Below are 19,187 nucleotides of genomic sequence, written 5' to 3'. Positions count from 1 at the left end.
GGCTTAACGAACTGGCGTCTTTGAAGTAGCGGAGGCAAAAACAGAAGCGCAACCCAGTACAAGCGCGGCCATGACGACCAGCCAGCCCCCCAACCAGCAGATCCCGACCCAGCCAGCGACAGACCAGACCCACCCGCCAACCAGTGCGCCAAGCGCTCCCCCACCGAATGTGACCCCCATGTACAGGGTGTTCAGACGGCCGCGTATCTCCGGACTCAGCCCAAAGATCCGCGCCTGGTTAGCTACCTGGCCGCTCTGCATGCCGAAATCGAGAAGATTGATCGCGACAACCAATGCGACAACAGATGTTTGTCCCAGCGTCGCGGCCAAGAGAAAACAGGCCCCCATGGAGACCAATGCGCAGGCATTGACTCTCCCAGGCCCCCATCTATCGGCGAGCCTGCCTGCCATCGGCGCAAGCAGCGCACCGGGCGCGCCCCATAAACCGAACAAGCCAGCGGCCGCCGGGCCTAGCCCGAATGTTTCGCTGGAGAGGTGAAACGCAAGGGTCGCCCACAGCGCGGAAAAGCCTGCGAAGCAGCACAGGCTCAACGCCATGGAAAGCTGCAATTCGCGATGACGCAATAATGGAGGTAGCGACTTGATGAGGTTCCAGTAACCAATCCCCGCAGCAGTGCTGCGGACGGGCAAGAACCTTGGCAGCACGAAGAAAAGTACTGCGACCAACAACGCTTCAAGCAGGAACGGCGCCCGCCACGATCCCAAATATTCAGCGGCCAACCCCGAGAACGTCCGGGATAGAAGAATACCCAGGATCAGCCCCGTGCTGAGCTTGCTGACGATTCGCCCACGAAACTCAGGGCCTGCCAGCGTCGTGGCCAGCGGTATGAGGATCTGGGCGACGACGCAAGTGGCCGCGATAGAGACGCTGGCCACCAACAGCACCGACAGTGCAGGTGCCAGTGCAGCCGCAATAAGCCCCACGATGGTCAGTACCATCATCCGCCGGATGAGCTTCACCGGATCGCTACCATCGGCGAGCGGAACTACAAAGAGAATTCCGAGCGTATAGCCCACCTGCGTAGCTACGGCCACAAGTGCCGCTCTATCTGCCGCAATGCCAAATGCGCGGGCTATCTCCGCGAGCAATGGCTGGCACAGGTAAATGTTGGCAACCATCACCCCGCAGGCGAATGCCAGCATCGCCAATGTGCCGGGACGGCAGTCTTTCATCGGGATCGAGGCGGACATGATGCGCCGACTCAGTTGGACGATGCGTTGGCATCAAGCTCGGCAAACACTTCACTGGCCGCTTGCAGTGCCCCTAATGCGGTTGGCAGGCCAGCAGCCATTGACACCTGAACCAGTGATTCAACGATCTCCGCACGCGTTGCGCCATGACGCAATGCAGCAGGGATATGCATTTTGACCGCGCCCAGACCTGTAGCCCCCAACGCTGCACAGGAGGCGATGATGATCAGCTCGCGAGTCTTGATATCCAGACCGGGACGGTTATAGATCGCACCGAACTCCATCTCGACGATCAGCCGTCCAAAGCCTGGCGCGAGGGATTCGACATTGGCCACAAACTGTTCGGCGGTGATACTCAAGGATGAGTCAAAGGTCTCTGCTCCCTGTGCATACAGCGCCTGAAGAGTGGACGGGTTGCCATTGGAAGTAGACATGAGTAAAACCTCTGATTGAGCGTTTTTAAAAACTAGACTGTACTGTCCAGTCTAGTCAAGCGAGTTCTTTCAGAGATTCTTTTTGCCTATGTCCGCCGTTTCTCCCTCTCTGTTCGATGAAATGCTTTCGTCCGAGCACAGCACATCCAAACAAGATGCGATCCTCGCAGCTGCAGGTCGCGTCTTCATCCAGCATGGCTTTGAAGGCACCAGCATGGAGCTCATTGCCAAAGCGGCTGGTGTCGCCAGGCAAACGCTCTACAACCGCTTCCCGGATGGTAAGGAGGCTTTGTTTGGTGCGGTTGCGGAACGGATGTGGCGTGCGTTCCCAGTGATGGACATTGCGAGCGACGAGGAAGCATTGGCCAATCCCGAGGCAGGATTGCGGACCATTGGTCGAGGGGTCGCAGCATTCTGGGCACCACCACTGGCAGTGGCTTTTTTGCGGATGGTGATCGCTGAAGGCCCACGATTTCCCGAGCTGACCCGCCGTTTTTTTGAAGTCGGTAAAACACCTGCGGTCAGCGCAGTGCGCAACTACATCGCGGAGCTCGGTCGTCGTGGCAAGCTGGCCATCGACGATCCGGAGTTGGCCTCGCAGCAATTCCTGGGAATGATCGATGAGACCGTGCTGTGGGTCCGGATCATGGGCGATCCACGGGAGCTGAGCGTTGCTCACACCAACAAGGTCGTGGACCAGGCAGTCGCCATTTTCCTGCGCTTCTACCTGAAATAAGAGACCACCTAGCAACTGAGAATAAATCTCATCTACTTCGACAAAGATAGGATGTTAGGATCAATCCACTGCCGACTTTACGAGGGGCATACCCCTCGGGAGATATCATGGATTTCTACCTGCACGATGTGTCTGAATTTCCGTTTGTAGCACTGCGCTCTGATCGCTGTCCTCCCGGATATGCCGAACAGTGGGGTAAAGAGATGGATGCCCTCCTGGACAGCAACCTCGCGTTCGTCGTCGCATTCGAGCCAGACGCGCTGAACGAAACCGCAGAGGACTTTCGCACGCGAGGCATCTGGTTCAAGAAGCATCGCCACCTTCTGCCCGGGCGGTGCGCTGCCATGATCGCGATCGTCCCCTCTGCCGAAGAGCGCGCGGCTAACGCCGAAGACATGGCGAAGCGTTCTCGCGGATTTGATGTGTTGTACACAGCAATGGCCTCATTCGAGGCAGCCGAGCAGGCAACCGTAGGACTGATTTCAGATATCAGAAATCAGCGCTAAGTATTACGAAGGGCGGCTATCGGCCAAGAGCTGACATAGGTAAGCCATGCATATAGCAAAGGTGGTCATCGCTGCGGGCTGGCCCAGATGGATCTTTCGTTAAGAGATGCCGGGCGTAACGGCACTCACAGTCACTCGAAGCAGAGCGCAGAACCCATCTATATCCAAAGGACGGCTAAGGAAGTAACCCTGGCCCTCATCACAGAGCGCAGATCTCAAAAACTCCAGGTGTTCCTGTGATTCGATTCCCTCGGCGGTTACCGTTAGCGATAGCGCGTGACCTAAGCCAATAATCGCTTCGATGACCGATCGATCCTCGTGATTAGCACCCAAACGATCGAGAAAGCTGCGGTCAATCTTAAGTCCATCGAACGGAAACGTTCGTAAGTAGCTTAATGATGAATATCCGGTACCAAAATCATCCATGGCGATGCGGATCCCCAGGCGTTTCAGCGTTCGCATGATCTCCAGGGCCCCTGGCGCATCTTCCAGCATGACACTTTCCGTAATCTCGAGCTCTACCCTGCTGGGCTCGACTCCCGACTGGAGCAACGCTCTCTGCACACGCTCAACCAGATTGCCGCGCTTGAACTCGGACGGCGAAAGGTTCACGGATACAAACAGATGATCAGGCCAACTGGCGGCGTAGCGCAAAGCGGTTTCCATGACCCAATTGCTCAACGCCAGGATCAGACCCGTCTCCTCAGCAATCGGAATGAAAGTGTCAGGGGAAATCAACCCCCGCTCCGGGTGCTGCCAGCGTACCAGCGCCTCAGCGCCCACCATTTTGCCGTCTGCGATGCGAAAGCGCGGCTGGAAATGCAAACGGAGTTCGCCATGCTTGATCGCAAAACGCAGATCACTTTCCAGGCGGCGGCGCTCCACAATCTTCGAGTTCATGTCACCCGCATAGAATCGCCAAGTGTTGCGCCCTCCCGACTTGGCCTCATACAGCGCGATATCTGCGTAGCGAAGCAATTCAGTGGCTTCGGTGGCATCAGCGGGCGCCATCGCAATACCGATGCTCGCACTGACGAACACCTCCTGCTCGCCGATCTGAATGGGCCTTTCAATCGATTCGATAAGGCGCTGGCAAAGCATTTCTACTTCGTCCTGTCCTTTTAGGTCAGTCAGAATCAGGACGAACTCATCACCGCCGATACGCGCTACCAGATCCCCATGTCGAACACGATCGGCGAGACGACTGGAGATCTCGTTCAATACCGCATCACCGGCGGCATGGCCCAACAGATCATTGACTGGTTTGAATCGATCGAGGTCGAGACTAAGCATGACCAGCGGTCGCTCGGATGTAGGTTGCGCCTTGAGTTTGCCATCAAGAAACTCCCTGAGCCGGGTGCGGTTCGGCAAGCCAGTCAGAGAATCATGTTGGGAAAGAAACTCGATCCGTCGACGCGACTCGACCTCCTCGGTGACGTCTGTCGCAGTACCCCTGAATCCTTGATCAGAGATGGCTCTGGCGGACAGACGTGTAACGTGTTGATGGCCTTTGGGGTCGACATATCGGCACTGGACACTGATATCCGGACGACGATTGGGAATACTCAGCCACTGGCTCACTGTTCCCAATTCGGTGCATAGCAGCAGATCCATACGCGCGCCGATCCATTCATGTCTGGCCAGCCCCGTGACGCGTTCAAATCGCTCAGACAGATAGGTAAAACGCCCTTGGCTATCGATTTCCCAGATCCAATCGGAACTCGCCTCGGCCACGTCCCGAAAGCGCGCCTCGCTGATGGCCAGCGCCGTCTGGCTGAGCTGCAGTGAGTCGTAACTGGCATCAAGTGCCTGAGCACTGGCGGTCGTGCGACGCAATATCGCCCAGGCCATTAGACACACCAGTAGCGCGGCGAAACCGATCAAAGGCAAGCCCAACCCAAGCAGGCGCTCACCCGGTTTCGGTGGCTCCCAGTGCAAGCTCCCGGCCACACCGTTCTCACCCAAGGCGAAGACTGAACCTCCATTAAGTTCGTCGGCGGTGGCGATGCGCAAGGCATCTACTCCGTAATCTTTGCCAAGTGTCTCGAGCCTGACGTTGTCGAGGATGTCAACGAAGATCAAGACCGAGGGAAGTCCGTCGTCCGGCGACACTGTAGGGTCTGTACCGGGGGTAATCGCCGCAGCCCCGACCAGCGCCGGTCGCCCACCGATATTTACGAAGTGGGTGATAGGTGTTTCTGCATCGGCCCCGGCTCGAGCCTTGGTCAACACATCCGGCAGCGCTTGCTTGAGCCAAGTAGAAGCATCTACCCGCTGCAACTGACCTTCGATTACCGAATACACCGTCTGATCGGCGCTGTTGACGACAAATATACCTTTGAAACCAAAATCGTTATAAAGCGTTGGCCCAACGTTTTGCCGGACGTACGCCCAATCGGTGTCTACCTTCACATGCAGGTGCTTATAGGCATCGCCCCAAAATGCGTAATCCTTGACCGTGACGCTTATAGACTTCTCTAAAGCCCGCACGGCTTTGTTTGTATAGAACGCGCTTTCGGTTTCCTCGTTGCGATCCAGGTCGTGAGCCAAATAAAGGATCAAATAACCGGCAAGAAGAAATACCCCCGTCAGCAAGCCCACGAATTTGAACAGTGACGTGCGAATGATCTTCACGCTTGAGCGTCTATGACCAGAGCCAACGACGGAAGGTAAGTGTTCAGGCATGGGGGGACATCGCTACTTATTTACGGAGAGATTGGTAACAGGCTATCGGCCAAACCGAGACGAGGTTGAGCGGATAGAGTGGATAGCCCTCAGCTATCGATAGACAGATCCAGGTGGGGCTTTGGGTCGACTTTATCCAGCAAGCCAAGGTCACCACGAGCCTGCGACGTCGCTCTTGAACTAAGGGCTGATGCCTTCGTCGACCGCCTTCACTTAGCTGACCGGATGCCAATTCTTCGGAATTGCCTTGACTTGGCGCCACCAACGCATGCCTCTGGACATCCATAACTCCCGCTAATCAGCATGAACCTTTATCTAATCATCGTCACAGGACGAGCAAATGCCAAACGCGGAGCACTCAACCTCGCGATGAGCACGCTCCTCAGCCCAACCTATTCCCACCCTGGACAGAGCTGGAAAAAGTCGCCTGAAATCAGTCCCCAGAGATTTCCAACCTCTACGTTGAAATAGCCGTGCCAATACCCACCAGGCGATTTGGGGATATTGGCGAATGCAAGCGGAGCGCGCAGGCCTTGGCCGAAGGTGGGAGGATGGAAGCCCGGCAGGGCCGAGACAAAGCGGTACGCGAAGGCTCGGTTCACGACAGCCGTCCGCAAACGCGGCCCACCAAACAGTGGTCAATATCGGAAAGTGGATCCCTCCTCTCAAATTCGCATATCGGTGAGCTGACGAGCGCGATGGCTTCGTCATCATCACAGCAACAAATGACCAAGGCATGGTCGATATCCATGACCGTAAGCCTCTGGTGCTTGCACCTGAGCATGCGAGGGAGTGGGTAGACCCTGAGACTTCACCAGAGCGAGCGGCGGAGATTGCCGTCGAGCACTGCCGTCCCGTCGCAGATTTCCACTGGTACAAGGTGGGCAAGGATGTGGGGAATGTTCGAAATCAAGGGCCCGAGTTGATCACGTCAATCGACGTAACGTCTGAGCAGAACAAATGAGAGGCCGAGTGCACGATCCGCACGCAATACATGTCTCCACGACCTCTCTGCGTTTCTAGCGACTATCGCAAGGTATACCCACCATCTACCACAATATCCTGGCCGTAAATGCTACGTGCTCGCTCGGACAGCAGGAAAAGAATCACATCTGCCACCGCTTCCGGCTCAAGGAACTTGCCCTCGAGCAAGCGCTGGTTAACGGTTTCGGCGACTGAGGACAACGTCGCATTATCCAAACCTAGTGATCGCCAGATCGGCGTAGCTGTTGGCCCTGGCGATACGACGTTCACCCTAATTCCCGCCTCAGCCAGTTCGACGGCCAAAGTTCGAGCATGCGCTGTCAGTGCTGTTTTCGACGCGATATAACCGGCCAAACCAGGAAAGGCTAACGCAGAAAGGAAAGTCCCCACAAAGACTACTGACGCGGGTCTCGCCAATTGGGCTCGCAAAGCTGAAAGCGTGTTGAGCGCACCAGCGCCGTTGATGGCCCAGTTTCGCTCGAATCCTTTACTCTCCAGGCTGTCTTCAAGCACAGCGACGCCAGCATTCGGTACGAGAAAATCCACAGGCCCGATTCTGGAGGCGCAGTGTGCAAGCTGCTCAAGATCCGAACTTACCGTTACATCGCCCCTGACAATATGAAGGCGATCACCATGGACCTCTTTGAGTTCAGCCAGGCCTCCCCGGCTACGGGACATCGCCACTACTGTCGCTTCCTGGCTGAGCAACCGTTGAACGACTGCCAGACCGATGCCTGAACTCGCGCCGGTTACCACAGCCACACGATTGTTAAACTCACTCTTCATGCTTCGGCTCCTTGGGTATTAAACGATCTACCCATCACTGACACATTTCATGCCAACCTAAAACATCAATTAAATCAGATTATTGAAGATACCAGGAGTCAATTTGACCATAAACAATTCTTGTCAAAATGACTGGAAAGAGTTTTTTTGACTCGCAGTAGTGGCGGTATTTGCGAGTGCCCCACGGGGCATAAAAATCGACCCTTACCGAATTCCTTCAAAGGGAATTCCAATCCCTCCTCGTGAATAGGGCACAGTGGCTTCGGGTTGCATTCCGCAGGTTCACGGACAACCGGCTTGCCAACATCGGCGAGCGGCTAATCGCGACTCAGAACTACATGGCTTAGTTGAAAGGTCTTTTCTTGGCCCTGTGTGGCTAGACCACGCGTGACTACAGTGGCTCCAACATACCTAACCCACCGCGAGTGACCGCCATGAACAACCGTCTTGATTACTTCAAACTGTCCCCTCAGGCTTCCAATAAGCTGGTGGAGCTGACGATGCAGCTGAGCAAGAAGCCGCTGCTGGCTGACCTTGCCCACCTCATCATGCTGCGGGCATCTCAACTCAATGGGTGTGCATTCTGCGTGGATATGCACGTGAAGGAAGCCAAGATCCATGGCGAGCGCGAGTTGCGTCTCCACCACATTGCGGTCTGGCGTGAATCGCAGCTATTCTCGCCAGTGGAGCGCGCGGCGCTCGCCTGGACAGAAGCCCTAACGCACCTGCCATCCCATGGTGTTCCTGAAAGCCTCTACGCGGAAGTGCGTGAGCAGTTTTCAGAACAGGATTTGTCGGACTTGTCGTTCCTGATCGTCGCCATCAATGGTTGGAATCGCCTTAATGTGGCTTTTCAGGCAGTCCCTGGTTCGTCGGATGAGGTGTTCGGCCTGACCAAGGCCAACCTCAACTGAGCGCATGGTTTATCAACGCGCCAAGCTGCTCGCCTTGGGCAGCAGAGGCGCAGTTGGTGAAGCTCAGCAGCAGCCCGGATTGACGCGGCGACGACACGCTCCATCGCGACAAGGGTTGCACGGCCATGCCTCGGGTCAGTAGCTGTTCAGCCAGGGCTGTGTCGCTTACTCCCTCCGGCAAACGCAGTACCAGGTGCATGCCACCTGGCGAGCGTTCAACCCGCATTCCTTTGGGCAAGCTCCGCTCCAGGGCATCAATAGTCAACTCACGTCGTTCGCTGTAAAGCCGTCGCATGCGCTGAATGTGCCGAGTGAAATGCCCCTCGGCAATGAACTCTGCAACCAGCGCTTGAGTGATCGATGGCGAGCCTGCGGAAAACAACGCCCGGCCTACCCGCTCAAACGCTGCCACTTGGCTCTGAGGCACGACCAGGTAGGCAAGGCGGATACCGGGAAAAAGCACCTTGCTGAAAGTCCCTGCGTACAGCACACGTCCATTGCGATCCAGGCTGGCCAGCGCCGGCAAGGGTCGACTCACATAGCGATACTCGCCGTCGTAATCATCCTCGACCACCCAGGCACCGTTCCTCGCGGCCCAATCCAGTAACAATTGTCGCCGTGGCAACGACAGCGCCATAGACAGTGGGCTTTGGTGCCCCGGTGTCACCATGACGACCTGTGCACCCTGAGACCAGGCAATGGCCTGCTCCACATCCATACCTTCGGCATCGACTGGCACGGCCTCAAGCGCCATACCGAACTGGCGAAGTACCTGACGCGTGGTCGGGTAGCCAGGATCTTCGACCCAGGCTCGATCCCCTGCATGCAGCAAAGTATGTGCGACCAGCGACAGACTACTACGCCAGCCGCTGGTGATGAACACCTGATGGGCGCCGCAATCGATGCCTCGTGACACTTGCAGATACGAGGCGATGGCACTGCGTAATGCGGGCAGGCCGTGTGGAGACGGATAGTCCAGATCCCCTGAACGCATGCCACGCAAATAGCGGGCACCTAAGCGCGCCCAGATCTTGCGTGGAAACTCATCCAGCGCAGGCACCCCCATCTGAAACGGCAACAGGTGCGGTGGACGCCAGAGTGCGTCAGGTGAGTTTTCAATCACTTCGCTGCTGACGGGTAAAGTGGTGCCGGACATCGGTGGCTTCTGCAATTCGGGATTGACCACGGTGCCTTTCTGTCCCAGAGCCAAGAGGTAGCCCTCGCTCGTGAGCAGCGAATAGGCAAGCTCGACGGTGCCACGAGCCACACCCAGCTCCTTGGCGAGGGCTCTGGCCGAGGGCAATCGGTCACCAGAGCAAAGCGTTTCAGCGGCGATGGCGGCGAGTACTCGGTCATATATCTGACGGTACAGAGGGGAACCCAGTTGCCCATCCAGGGCGGTGAAAGGGTGCGAATAGGAAGTCATCATGGCCTAGTTCATATCTCACTTCTTGGTTCAGTGAAGTGCGGCAATGGTAGTTCAAGATACGACTATCACAACACATCCAGGCCTCTCTCATGACGTTCAATCTTCAAGAATACGTGCCCAGCGTGCTTGACCTGGCCGACACCGCCCTGCGTCCTCTAGACAGCCGCCAAGACCTGAAAATCGCTTTCCCGGTGATGCAACAGTTGCGGCCCCACCTGATAAGCGAGGCCGATTTCTTGACTCGCCTTGAACGAATGCGAGCTGGCGGCTATCGCCTGGTTGGAGCCTTCGAGTCAGGGGCACTGGTGGCGCTTGCAGGGTACCGCCTTCAGGAGAATCTGATTTATGGCCCATTCCTGTATGTCGATGACCTTGTCACCGATGAAGCCCAGCGCGGGGGCCAGTGGGGCTCACGGTTATTGCGAGCCCTGGAACGACTGGCGCGTGCCAGCGGTTGCGCGCGCCTGGTGCTTGACACGGGTTTGGCCAACGCGCGGGCCCAACGCTTCTACTTCCGCGAAGGCCTTTATACCGGCGCGCTGCGTTTTCAAAAACAGTTCGATACCCCATGACCGCATCACCCATAAAGGAGGCAAGATCATGAACCCATCTCAGCAGCCCCTCGCTCCTTTGCGCATCCTTCGCCTGATTGCCAGCCCAAACGGTGATGCCTCTGAAAGCTTAAAACTGTCTCAGCGGATTCTGCACGCGCTGACAGGACGCGCTGGCATACGCGGGATTGAGCTGACGGATATAGACCTAAACGAATTATCGCCAGTCGATGCGCCTTATGCCCATGCCTTGGCCCATCCGAGCGAAATAGCAACCGTGGATGAGAAAGGTGCATTAGGTCGCTCCGACCAACTGATCAACCAGTTGAATGCCTGCGATGTGCTGGTAATTGTTACGCCCATGCATAACTACAGCGTGCCAGCGCCGCTCAAGGCATGGATTGACCACGTTGTACGTGTCGGAAAAACTTTCCTGAGCACATCCAAAGGCAAGGTTGGAACATTATTGGAGCGCCCCGTCTACGTTGCCGTCGCCACCGGCGGCTACATTAGCGGCGAGAGGGCACGGCAACCCGATTTCCTCCGCCCTTACCTATCCGCAGTGCTGACAACCATCGGTCTCAATCAGGTGCGTTACTTCACCGTCGAAGGCACGGCAAAAGGGACGGATGCGCTAAAAACGGCGCAAAAAATTGGGTACGACGATGTGCACCGGTTCTTTCATGAGGAAGTCGAAACCAGAACTCATGAAATAGTTGCCTGAAGCCAGCGTCCCAAGTGGCCAAAGTACAAGGGTCACCAGCCATATCTGGAGCTGGGCCTAGCTTTTTGATTTCGGGAAATCCGTTCGACCGGTTCGGCAGCGGCGTACCGCACTGTCCCACCCTCAATACCGCCCTACAGAAAGGAGTTAATCATGAATCGCCTCAATTGGTTTGAAGCTTCACCAGGTGCGGCTAAGTCGCTTGGAGGTTTGCATCACTTTGCGACCACTGCGACCAATCTGCCAGCCCAACTGATCCATCTGGTGTTTCTCAGGGTGTCGCAGATCAACGGCTGCGCGCACTGTATTGACCTGCATTCACGAGATCTGATCAAAGAAGGCATGTCGGTGGACAAGCTGGTGTTAGTTCCGGTATGGCATGAAGCACAGCACCTATTCTCGGATCAGGAGCGCTCGGCATTAGCTTGGGCAGACGAGGTCACGCGGGTAAGCGAGACCCATGTGTCGGACGAAGCGTACGCAGCCGCCTCGGCAGTGTTTGCGGAAAAGGATCTGGTTGACCTGACAGTAGCGATTGCTGCGATGAACGCTTTCAACCGCATGGGCGTGAGTTTTCGATTAAAGCCTGCTGCCAGAGCTTAATGGCGAAACTCCTATGAGTTCGAAAGTAGCACTTCACCATCCCTCTGCTGACCATGCGTCAAGGCTGGTGGAAACGTAGGCTCAGTTTACGAGAGTCGTCCGCGAAAGGGGCCAACCAAACAGTAACCCGGCATCAGCGGGTTGGCCTCTCTTATGTTTGTCGCAAATTGGTGGAAGAGGCATTACTGATGGTCGTCAAATGTCCGTTCGAGCATTAGCCTGGCAGAGGTACACCAACCATTGAGCACTACGTGCGTAATGGCTTCTTCATCATCACGGCAGCAAGCGACCAGGGCATGTAAGCCTTTGGTGATTGCACCCGAAAGTACGCGGCAATGGGCAGATTCTCAGACGTGACCCGGGCGTGCGACAAGATCGCCATCGAGCACTGCCGGCCCCACTGCGGAATTTCGTTGGTACAAGGTGGGCAAAGATATGGGCAATGTGCGTAATCGGGGGCCGCATTAGTTGAGCCCATTGCCTCACCGTCAGACCACAAAGACTGAAACTGGAAATGGCGTTCAGGTAGAGGCCCGGCCAAGGCGCTCGCTATCTGTATGCAGACTACATTCGGCTAGTTGAACGCACATCATGGCTTGGACTACCCGAATCGCTTCGAGCAAACGAATCAGCGTTACATCCTGGGAAGTGCTTAAACTCGGCTTCACTTTTGGCCAGGTGTTGGCGACGTTTGCATTCAACACAAACAATTTCATGCTCGATCAATTTCCACATGGCAGTCCACGCGTTCACCGCTCCATTAGGCATCACCACAGCACTCCTTGCTGAATTCAATCTGAATGAACAGGCTAGATCATCCAGACGCGTGTTCAAGCCTACCTCTATCTAAGAGCTAACATTCGGCAACAGAGGCTTGGCGAATTCCACTTGTGGCGGCGCTTCGGGCTTCTGTATAAGAACGTTAGGTATGCAGAGACATGCCCAACTGAAGCCATCTGGCCAAGTTTTATGCTTGCCGTCCTGGCAGGAGCGAAGTCGATGGATCGATCTGAAGTCACCCCCACTCTCCTCAATGCAATTCTCAGCAATCAAGCAGCGATCATTAGAGCCCTAGGTGAGATCGCGGCTTGGGCCGAAGCTCAAGGCTCGACGTTTGTGGCCAGTGCCGTCAAAGAACATTTAGACAAAGTCCAAAACAACCAAGATGTCATTGGAAGCTGCATCAGCTCGTTAATGCAACCCAGATGACGGGGGCTGTGCTCTGACCTCGCCGTACGCAAGCGGAGCGCGCAGGCCGACAGGCCGTAGATGGGAGGATGGGAGCCCGGCAGGGCCGAGACGCAGCGGTAACGCGTAGGCTCGGTTCACGACAGCCGTCCGCAAAAGCGGCCCACCCAACATGAGCATGTGACAAGTGGGTAGATTTTTGGACATCACCTGAGCGTACGGCAGAGATCGCAATTGAGCATTGCCACCCCATCGCGGATTTTCACTGGGACAAAGCAGGCCAGGATGTCGACAATATCAGTGAGTAGGGGCCGCAGCTGATAGAAGCTTGGGAAGCATCCGGCAGAACATCCTGGCCCACCTGTTTGGTCGTCAGGTGCGCCACCACTGGCCTAGGCGATGGCTACTCATGTCTACAACCCCCTGGAGCAGTACGTCCGAGCCAAAATGTTCGAGGGCCATCTCCCACAGTTGCCCTTCATGCGCCATATTTAGACGGGCCCTAGTCATTCCGGAGTTTCAACAGCATGAGGCTCTTTCTCGATTGCGAATTCACCCAGCTCTCACCTGCAGCGAAGCTGATATCGCTGGCACTGGTTTCTGAAAACGGTCGCGAATTGTACGTTGAGTTGCTCGATGGTTGGCGAGCAGACGACTGCAGTGATTTCGTGAAAGAGATCGTACTGCCACAGCTCTGGGGCGGTGAGTACGCCATGCCGATAATCGAGGCCAGGAAGGCACTCCTTCGGTTCTTGGCAACCTACGACGAAGAGCTTGAGGTGATCACAGACGCCCCTATCTACGATTGGGAGCTATTTTGCGAGCTCGCTTACGACAATGGACGATGGCCCAGGAACGTCCGAAATTATCCAACCGATGCTACGACACTTTCGCCTATAAGTGATGGGGCGGTGCTGCCGCACCACGCCCTGTTAGACGCCAGGATAATCGCTGGAATGTTCACGCCATTATGGGGCGCAGGAGTGAGGCCTACAGCAAGAAAAGATACTGCTTACCTATCCAGTCCCCTGTCGTTCCTGCTGCAAGGACTGGTGCAATCCTGCACAGAAACTGGGAGTCCGCTTTGGGTCGATAGCTGCCCTTACGTGCCTGTCTCCGACCGGCCCCACATTAAGACCGATCTCGTGGGCCTTGAGAGGCAACTCATCCTCTCGCGCAGTCCATGAGGTCGTGCAACGCAATCCACGGATGCTGAGCTTGTTCGCTAGCCTCGCATGTAGGGGTATGAGAAAACGGGCTCTCGCAATCTTCCAGCGCTTGGCTTTCAAGGCAACCAGTGCACACCGCTCGCCCAGCAACGATCATCCACCTGGCATTCCATTTATCGATCCCTCGCTCGCTTTCCATATCCCGATTCCTTCCACATGCGCTTTGACGAGCTGACGATACATTCACTACAGCCGCTTTCATACGCTCGGAACCATACCCTCATTCGAAGGTAGTGAAGCGGGTGTGATGGTCAGCTGCACCCCTGGAAGGCTGCTTCGGCCAGCAGCGGACACTCACAGTGTTTCTACAAGGCATGGGCTATCGCAGCATCAAGCCTTACCCGAAGGGCTCACGCTTCGGGATCAGATATCGGCTAATCGAGACGGAATATCGACAACAGACCTCATAATAATGCCACTGGTTTTTACCTTCAGAATCACCCCATAGAGACCCGGGCTAACTTAAATGGGTAAAGTTGTGCTTCTTGGCGTATGTGCCGATAAGCCAGGAAACAAGAGCATCTGTAGAGTTGAAGATTCTCTCGCAGCTTTGATTTATCATTGGATTATTACCTGTGGGCAATGATTGTCGAATATCACTCTTTAGCCCCACGCATCGTTTTCCGAGTGCGAAAGAAAAACCAAGTTCGAATGCGACCCCCTCATCAATGTGAGCACCGTTTAGGACAGCTACGATAAGATTTGAGTCCTTCATGGCAGCTATATCGGCGTCGAAAACCATCCTCTCGGCTAGCGCCGGCGATGTACCGTTTGCGACTAACTCCCGTAGCAGCAATCCATCCTCTTGTGGCAGAAATATATCAAAGTGAGACTGAAGTCTGGCTTTGAGCGATTTGTTGTATGCCAACTCTGCTTCATTAAAAAGCGGTGCAGCGAGGTAAATTGTAAGTTTGTTAAGCATTTGCGATATCACTCATACGCTGATCCAGATCTGACGGAGAATAACCGCACGAAAATATTACTTTTGCAACGTCACGAACAACATCGACCTCCTTTCTTTGAGTTGAATGTATTCTCTTAGGCCGCAAGCCTTCATAAATCGTCAAACTTTTTTCCTGCAGCGCATGAATTTTGGCAGGCGGCCAGCTGCTTTCTTTCCGTTTTGTAATTAAACGCGACCATATCTCATTGACATCTCCAACCATATGGATAATCTCGCCAGGGACGATTTTCTTCTTTGATAACCCTGGCCGAATTCCATGATCAAGCATTGATTTAGCGCGATCATTTTCAGGTACACCGACGACGAAACTCAACGGATCAAGGGGAGATCTATCGACTAGGAAAACTCCAACTTTTTTCCTTTCTAAGTAGTTATTCTTCTTTCCAAACTGCTCGTTAGTCCAGTCGTCGATGGTAATCGTCTTGCTCGTGCTAAGATCGTCAGGAGAGCGGGCCATCTCCGGGGGCCGTTCGTCAAACCATTCGTCAAGCGTAACTAGGCTCCCAAATTGGCTAATCACGGTGGATTTCCCGATCCCAATGGAACCTACGATGTAATAAACATATTTAGTTGGAAGACCCAAAAAATCAGACTCTTGGAGAAACTCCACCTCGGGCATAGTGATGGCCCGTAAAAATTCTTGAATATCGGCGCCATCGAAGAACAAGGTCACAAGATTGTAGTTGTTAAAATTTGCTTCAAATATTGCAGTTTTATTCTGAGGATCAAGCTCTTCGCTTGTGAATCTAATGAAGTAATTATAATTTCCCGGACTGATAGAAGCTGCTTTTCTCAGAAGATGAAGCAGGGTGGAGTCAGTCAGCGAGTGCCCAACAAGAATGCTCGTCTTCTTTGTGAGAACATGAAGAAGTGTAGATAAGCCTCCCCCTATGCCATCAAGCAACTGATCCGCAAATGCCCCGTCCGAAAAAATCAGATTTTCACTTTGAAACTTGTTATGATCAAATGGCAAAAATCCATTCGGATGATATATCACACATTTGTCTTTTGTAAACTGAGTATGATGTGACCATACAGTTTGATACGGTCGTTCATGCTTAGTGGGATTCAAATCTGCGCAGGACAGGCCAAATTCCAAAAAGTCATCAAAATTGTATGTAACGGTCAACTCTGAACACTTTGCAAATTCAATAATTTCTTTAAAATATGGGTGTGTATCTATCGTCGCGCGTCGTCCGTCAGGATTGATATCTTGATATAAAGCTTTGTGGATTAACCCACGCCAGTCGGAAAGAATTTTCTTTTCAATAAGCGCATCGCTTGTGTAGCGCCCCTCTTGAGTGAGGTCGTATTTTCTGTAAGAGCTGAATATCTCAAAAAGCACCAACGCCGCCTTTCCAGCTGCGTCGTTGACGCCATGTACCTCAGGAGCTCGACTTGCCATGGAGGCCTTCATCCGTCCGACCAAAACTTCCCACATAGGAAGGTTCAGATCACGTGATACTCCAGCACCTAACACCAGGCTTGCCTTATTCTTTGCAAACTGCGAGCGAAGCTGGCAGACGTACTTCCATGCAGATTTCACAGCTTCAGACTTAAAATGATGCGTCATGTAGACATCCAGGGTGGGGGCATTTCTGAATGAGCTCGATTGTTAGGGATGATAGCGTGTTTCGCTGGACATTCAGACGATTTGACTGCAGAGATTGCGCAAGGGAGTGATCTGCCGGTTGCAACCCTCCAACGAACGAAAGTCACGAGTCGATCCTGCCTGTCGCGACCGGCAGCTTAGGGTTGATAGCAGCGACTCGTAAAGGGTTGCCTGCCTACCGAACCAGCACTCTAGTGTCTCAGGAGCATCCGCATCGAAGCACTACAGGCAACTCAACCCCGAGCGCGGTCCAGGATGTCATGCAGCGCAACCCACGGATGGTCGGAGCTCCCCTCACTAAGCTCGCATGGCAGGGCATGAGGAAAAGGTCTCTCACAATTCTCCAGCGCTTGGCTCTCCAAGCACCCACGGCACACAGCGCGCCCGGCGACGAACATCCATTGGGCATTCCATTTTTCAATCGTCCGATCACTGTCCATATCCCAACTTCTCTCGTGTGCGCCCTAGAAAACTAAAGATACATCCGGGACAGATGCGCCGATACGCGCGGAACATACTCTTGCTTGAAAGTAATCCTGCTTTTAGCCGCAGTCATCGTTTGCCTACTAGCACAGAGGGAGATAAATAGCGGCCTGTGGATGAGGTCCTGAGAATCAAGAGGTAGGAATGAACGCCCCTTTGAACATCACACATAGGGCGTTCAGGGTTGATTCCAGGTGGTGTGTGCTCTCCAAGGGCTGACGCAGGCACTCAACGATCAAACCGGTGAAACAGACCTGCAGGATTTGGCTGGAAACCCGTACATCCAGATTTGCGACCAGTTCCCCTCTGCTCACGCCACGCCCCAGTAATGCCTTAAGTTGCTCATGGAAGCGATCTTGGGCGTCATGCAACCTCAACGCGATCGGACTTAGATCGTCGACCCGCTCGCTCTTCTGAAGCATGAGCTCGCAGATCTGGCGAGATTGCTGATGATGAAGCGTGCGGCTCATTGCTCCACGCAACTGTGCCATTCCTTCCTCAAAGCTCGCGCCTTGGTCGAGAAAATCCTCCAGCGGTAACACGCAGTCGTCCAATACCGTGCGCAGCAAAGCGTCCTTTCCCTTGAAGCGCCAATACACGGCGCCACGCGTCACCCCTGCGCGCTGTGACACCATTTCGAGGGTAGTCCCCGCGTAGCCATGCTCCGCAAAAAACTGAATCCCTGCAGCCACCAGATTTTGGCGAGTAAGCTCGGCGTCCTCAGCACTTTTTCTAGCCATTTCAATCATCTACCCACTTTAATTTTCTTCGAAATATCCGGTTCCAAAGCCCCACCCGCCACAGCTATGCGGCAAATAACCACACCTTGAGGAGGGCTAGTTAAGAACTTTTCTCATCGACGACGTAAACATAGGATGTTAGGATCTATCCATTGTTCCGCTTCATCCTCTGTTTGGTCAATGCCTGCCATTGGCCTGTCGACCTGAATTCGCACGGTTCTCGAACGGATTCCAAGTCTCTGTTTTGAATATCCTTTTCAGGAGATACACGAGTGAATTGCCTTTGGCCTACACGTGCCTTACACATCCTTCCGCTCACCGCGTTGCTGCTCGCTGGCTGCCAAAAGAGTGATCAACCCGTCGCGCAAAATCCGGTCACTGAGGTCGGCGTATACACCATCAAGTCGCAGCCGCTGACGCTCATCACTGACCTCCCAGGTCGCACTTCAGCGTACCGAGTGGCAGAAGTTCGCCCACAGGTCAGCGGGATCGTGCAGCAACGTATGTTTAGCGAAGGCACCGAAGTGAAGAAAGGGCAGCAGCTCTATCAGATCGATCCGGCGACCTATAAAGCGGAGCTCGGTCGGGCTGAGGCCAATCTGACCAGCGCCCAGAATCTGGCCGAGCGCTACGACCGACTGCCCAAAACCAATGCCGTGAGTCGCCAGCAGTACGACGACGCACTGGCCGCCTGGAAGCAGGCGGAGGCGGCCGTTCAGGTTGCAAGCATTGATGTGCAATACACCAAGGTGCTTTCGCCGATCACGGGGCGGATTGGGAGATCCGCAGTCACTGAAGGCGCGCTGGTCACCAACGGACAGTCCCAAGAGCTGGCAACCGTTAACCAGCTTGATCCGATCTATGTGGATGTGACCCAACCCATCACCCGAATCCTTGCCCTGCAGCGGGCATTGGAATCCGGCAGCCTGCAAATGGCGGGCAAGAATCAGGCACAGGTCACCCTGACCCTCGATGACGGAAGCGCTTATGCCGTCCCCGGAACGCTCAAATTTTCGGAAGTGAGTGTCGACCAGGGCACGGGCTCGGTCACGTTGCGAGCGGAATTCCCTAACCCTGACCGCAAGCTGTTGCCTGGCATGTTTGTGCATGCACAGCTCAAAGAAGGCATTCAGCAAGAGGCGAAGCTGGTGCCACAAGCGGCCGTGATTTTTGACAGTCGCGGCATGGCCAATGTCTGGGTCGTCAAGCCGGACGACAGCGTTGAACTGCGCGAACTGAAAACCGTCCGCACGGTGGGTAACACATGGCTGGTCAGCGATGGCATTGAACCGGGGGACAAGGTTGTAACGAAAGGCATTCAGCGCCTGCGCAGTGGCAGCAAGGTGAAAGCGGTCGAGGCGAGCAACACCAACCTCGTTGAAACCTTCAGCACCGCTGCCAAATAAG

Annotated in this window: 16 protein-coding genes and 2 pseudogenes; 10 read left to right on the top strand and 8 right to left on the bottom strand. The window is 54.7% G+C overall.

Going from position 1 to position 19,187, the window contains the following annotated elements:
- Positions 1-3 precede the first annotated feature (3 nt).
- Positions 4-1,212: an MFS transporter gene (locus B3N48_RS04410; protein ID WP_296179964.1), complete on the bottom strand. Its 1,209-nt coding sequence runs from the start codon at positions 1,210-1,212 to the stop codon at positions 4-6.
- 11 nt (positions 1,213-1,223) lie between these two features.
- Positions 1,224-1,646, bottom strand: coding sequence for a carboxymuconolactone decarboxylase family protein (locus B3N48_RS04405; RefSeq protein ID WP_296179961.1), 423 nt, complete (start codon positions 1,644-1,646; stop codon positions 1,224-1,226).
- 88 nt (positions 1,647-1,734) lie between these two features.
- On the opposite strand from B3N48_RS04405, the gene B3N48_RS04400 reads away from it, so the two are divergent.
- Both B3N48_RS04400 and B3N48_RS04395 read left to right on the top strand, forming a co-directional pair.
- A complete protein-coding gene (locus B3N48_RS04400) occupies positions 1,735-2,382 on the top strand; it encodes a TetR/AcrR family transcriptional regulator (protein ID WP_296179959.1) in 648 nt (215 codons plus the stop codon).
- A gap of 107 nt (positions 2,383-2,489) precedes the next feature.
- On the top strand, positions 2,490-2,888 hold the full coding sequence (locus B3N48_RS04395; RefSeq protein ID WP_296179957.1) for a hypothetical protein: 399 nt from the start codon (positions 2,490-2,492) through the stop codon (positions 2,886-2,888).
- 99 nt (positions 2,889-2,987) lie between these two features.
- Here the strand turns inward: B3N48_RS04395 and B3N48_RS04390 are convergent, their stop codons facing one another.
- Positions 2,988-5,573 (bottom strand): bifunctional diguanylate cyclase/phosphodiesterase, encoded by a 2,586-nt coding sequence (locus B3N48_RS04390; protein ID WP_296179954.1) that lies wholly within the window; start codon positions 5,571-5,573, stop codon positions 2,988-2,990.
- Between the two features lie 688 nt (positions 5,574-6,261).
- On the opposite strand from B3N48_RS04390, the pseudogene B3N48_RS04385 reads away from it, so the two are divergent.
- Positions 6,262-6,537, top strand: a pseudogene (locus B3N48_RS04385) (SOS response-associated peptidase family protein); the annotation flags it as partial.
- Between the two features lie 62 nt (positions 6,538-6,599).
- On the opposite strand, the gene B3N48_RS04380 reads toward B3N48_RS04385, so the two are convergent.
- Positions 6,600-7,343 (bottom strand): SDR family NAD(P)-dependent oxidoreductase, encoded by a 744-nt coding sequence (locus B3N48_RS04380; RefSeq protein ID WP_296179951.1) that lies wholly within the window; start codon positions 7,341-7,343, stop codon positions 6,600-6,602.
- A 434-nt stretch (positions 7,344-7,777) separates the two neighbouring features.
- On the opposite strand from B3N48_RS04380, the gene B3N48_RS04375 reads away from it, so the two are divergent.
- Positions 7,778-8,257, top strand: coding sequence for a carboxymuconolactone decarboxylase family protein (locus B3N48_RS04375; protein ID WP_296179948.1), 480 nt, complete (start codon positions 7,778-7,780; stop codon positions 8,255-8,257).
- On the opposite strand, the gene B3N48_RS04370 is transcribed toward B3N48_RS04375, so the two are convergent.
- Positions 8,250-9,686, bottom strand: coding sequence for a PLP-dependent aminotransferase family protein (locus B3N48_RS04370; protein ID WP_296179945.1), 1,437 nt, complete (start codon positions 9,684-9,686; stop codon positions 8,250-8,252). The two genes, B3N48_RS04375 and B3N48_RS04370, sit on opposite strands and share 8 nt — an antisense overlap.
- A gap of 89 nt (positions 9,687-9,775) precedes the next feature.
- Here B3N48_RS04370 and B3N48_RS04365 point away from each other — a divergent pair, with 89 nt between their 5' ends.
- From B3N48_RS04365 to B3N48_RS04345, 5 genes and pseudogenes are all read left to right on the top strand, one after another.
- On the top strand, positions 9,776-10,258 hold the full coding sequence (locus tag B3N48_RS04365) for a GNAT family N-acetyltransferase (RefSeq protein ID WP_296179943.1): 483 nt from the start codon (positions 9,776-9,778) through the stop codon (positions 10,256-10,258).
- 28 nt (positions 10,259-10,286) lie between these two features.
- A complete protein-coding gene (locus tag B3N48_RS04360) occupies positions 10,287-10,961 on the top strand; it encodes an FMN-dependent NADH-azoreductase (RefSeq protein ID WP_296179940.1) in 675 nt (224 codons plus the stop codon).
- A 153-nt stretch (positions 10,962-11,114) separates the two neighbouring features.
- Entirely contained in the window at positions 11,115-11,564 is a 450-nt protein-coding gene (locus B3N48_RS04355) for a carboxymuconolactone decarboxylase family protein (protein ID WP_296179938.1), read from the top strand.
- A 999-nt stretch (positions 11,565-12,563) separates the two neighbouring features.
- Positions 12,564-12,773, top strand: coding sequence for a hypothetical protein (locus B3N48_RS04350; protein WP_296179936.1), 210 nt, complete (start codon positions 12,564-12,566; stop codon positions 12,771-12,773).
- Between the two features lie 506 nt (positions 12,774-13,279).
- Positions 13,280-13,714: pseudogene (locus B3N48_RS04345) on the top strand (hypothetical protein); the annotation flags it as partial.
- Positions 13,715-14,438: 724 nt separating this feature from the next.
- On the opposite strand, the gene B3N48_RS04340 reads toward B3N48_RS04345, so the two are convergent.
- The 3 genes from B3N48_RS04340 to B3N48_RS04330 all read right to left on the bottom strand — a co-directional run bounded on the left by B3N48_RS04340 (position 14,439) and on the right by B3N48_RS04330 (position 17,789).
- On the bottom strand, positions 14,439-14,903 hold the full coding sequence (locus B3N48_RS04340; RefSeq protein ID WP_296179933.1) for a nucleoside 2-deoxyribosyltransferase: 465 nt from the start codon (positions 14,901-14,903) through the stop codon (positions 14,439-14,441).
- On the bottom strand, positions 14,896-16,518 hold the full coding sequence (locus tag B3N48_RS04335; protein WP_296179931.1) for an SIR2 family protein: 1,623 nt from the start codon (positions 16,516-16,518) through the stop codon (positions 14,896-14,898). Before B3N48_RS04335 ends, B3N48_RS04340 begins: the two co-directional genes overlap by 8 nt.
- A gap of 653 nt (positions 16,519-17,171) precedes the next feature.
- A complete protein-coding gene (locus B3N48_RS04330) occupies positions 17,172-17,789 on the bottom strand; it encodes a TetR family transcriptional regulator (RefSeq protein ID WP_296179929.1) in 618 nt (205 codons plus the stop codon).
- A 263-nt stretch (positions 17,790-18,052) separates the two neighbouring features.
- Here B3N48_RS04330 and B3N48_RS04325 point away from each other — a divergent pair, with 263 nt between their 5' ends.
- Positions 18,053-19,186 (top strand): efflux RND transporter periplasmic adaptor subunit, encoded by a 1,134-nt coding sequence (locus B3N48_RS04325; protein WP_296179926.1) that lies wholly within the window; start codon positions 18,053-18,055, stop codon positions 19,184-19,186.
- Position 19,187 lies beyond the last annotated feature (1 nt).

Source organism: Pseudomonas sp. UBA1879 (assembly GCF_002338065.1).
In the GTDB taxonomy this organism is placed as follows: domain Bacteria; phylum Pseudomonadota; class Gammaproteobacteria; order Pseudomonadales; family Pseudomonadaceae; genus Aquipseudomonas.
This window is presented reverse-complemented; position numbering and strand designations above follow the sequence as displayed.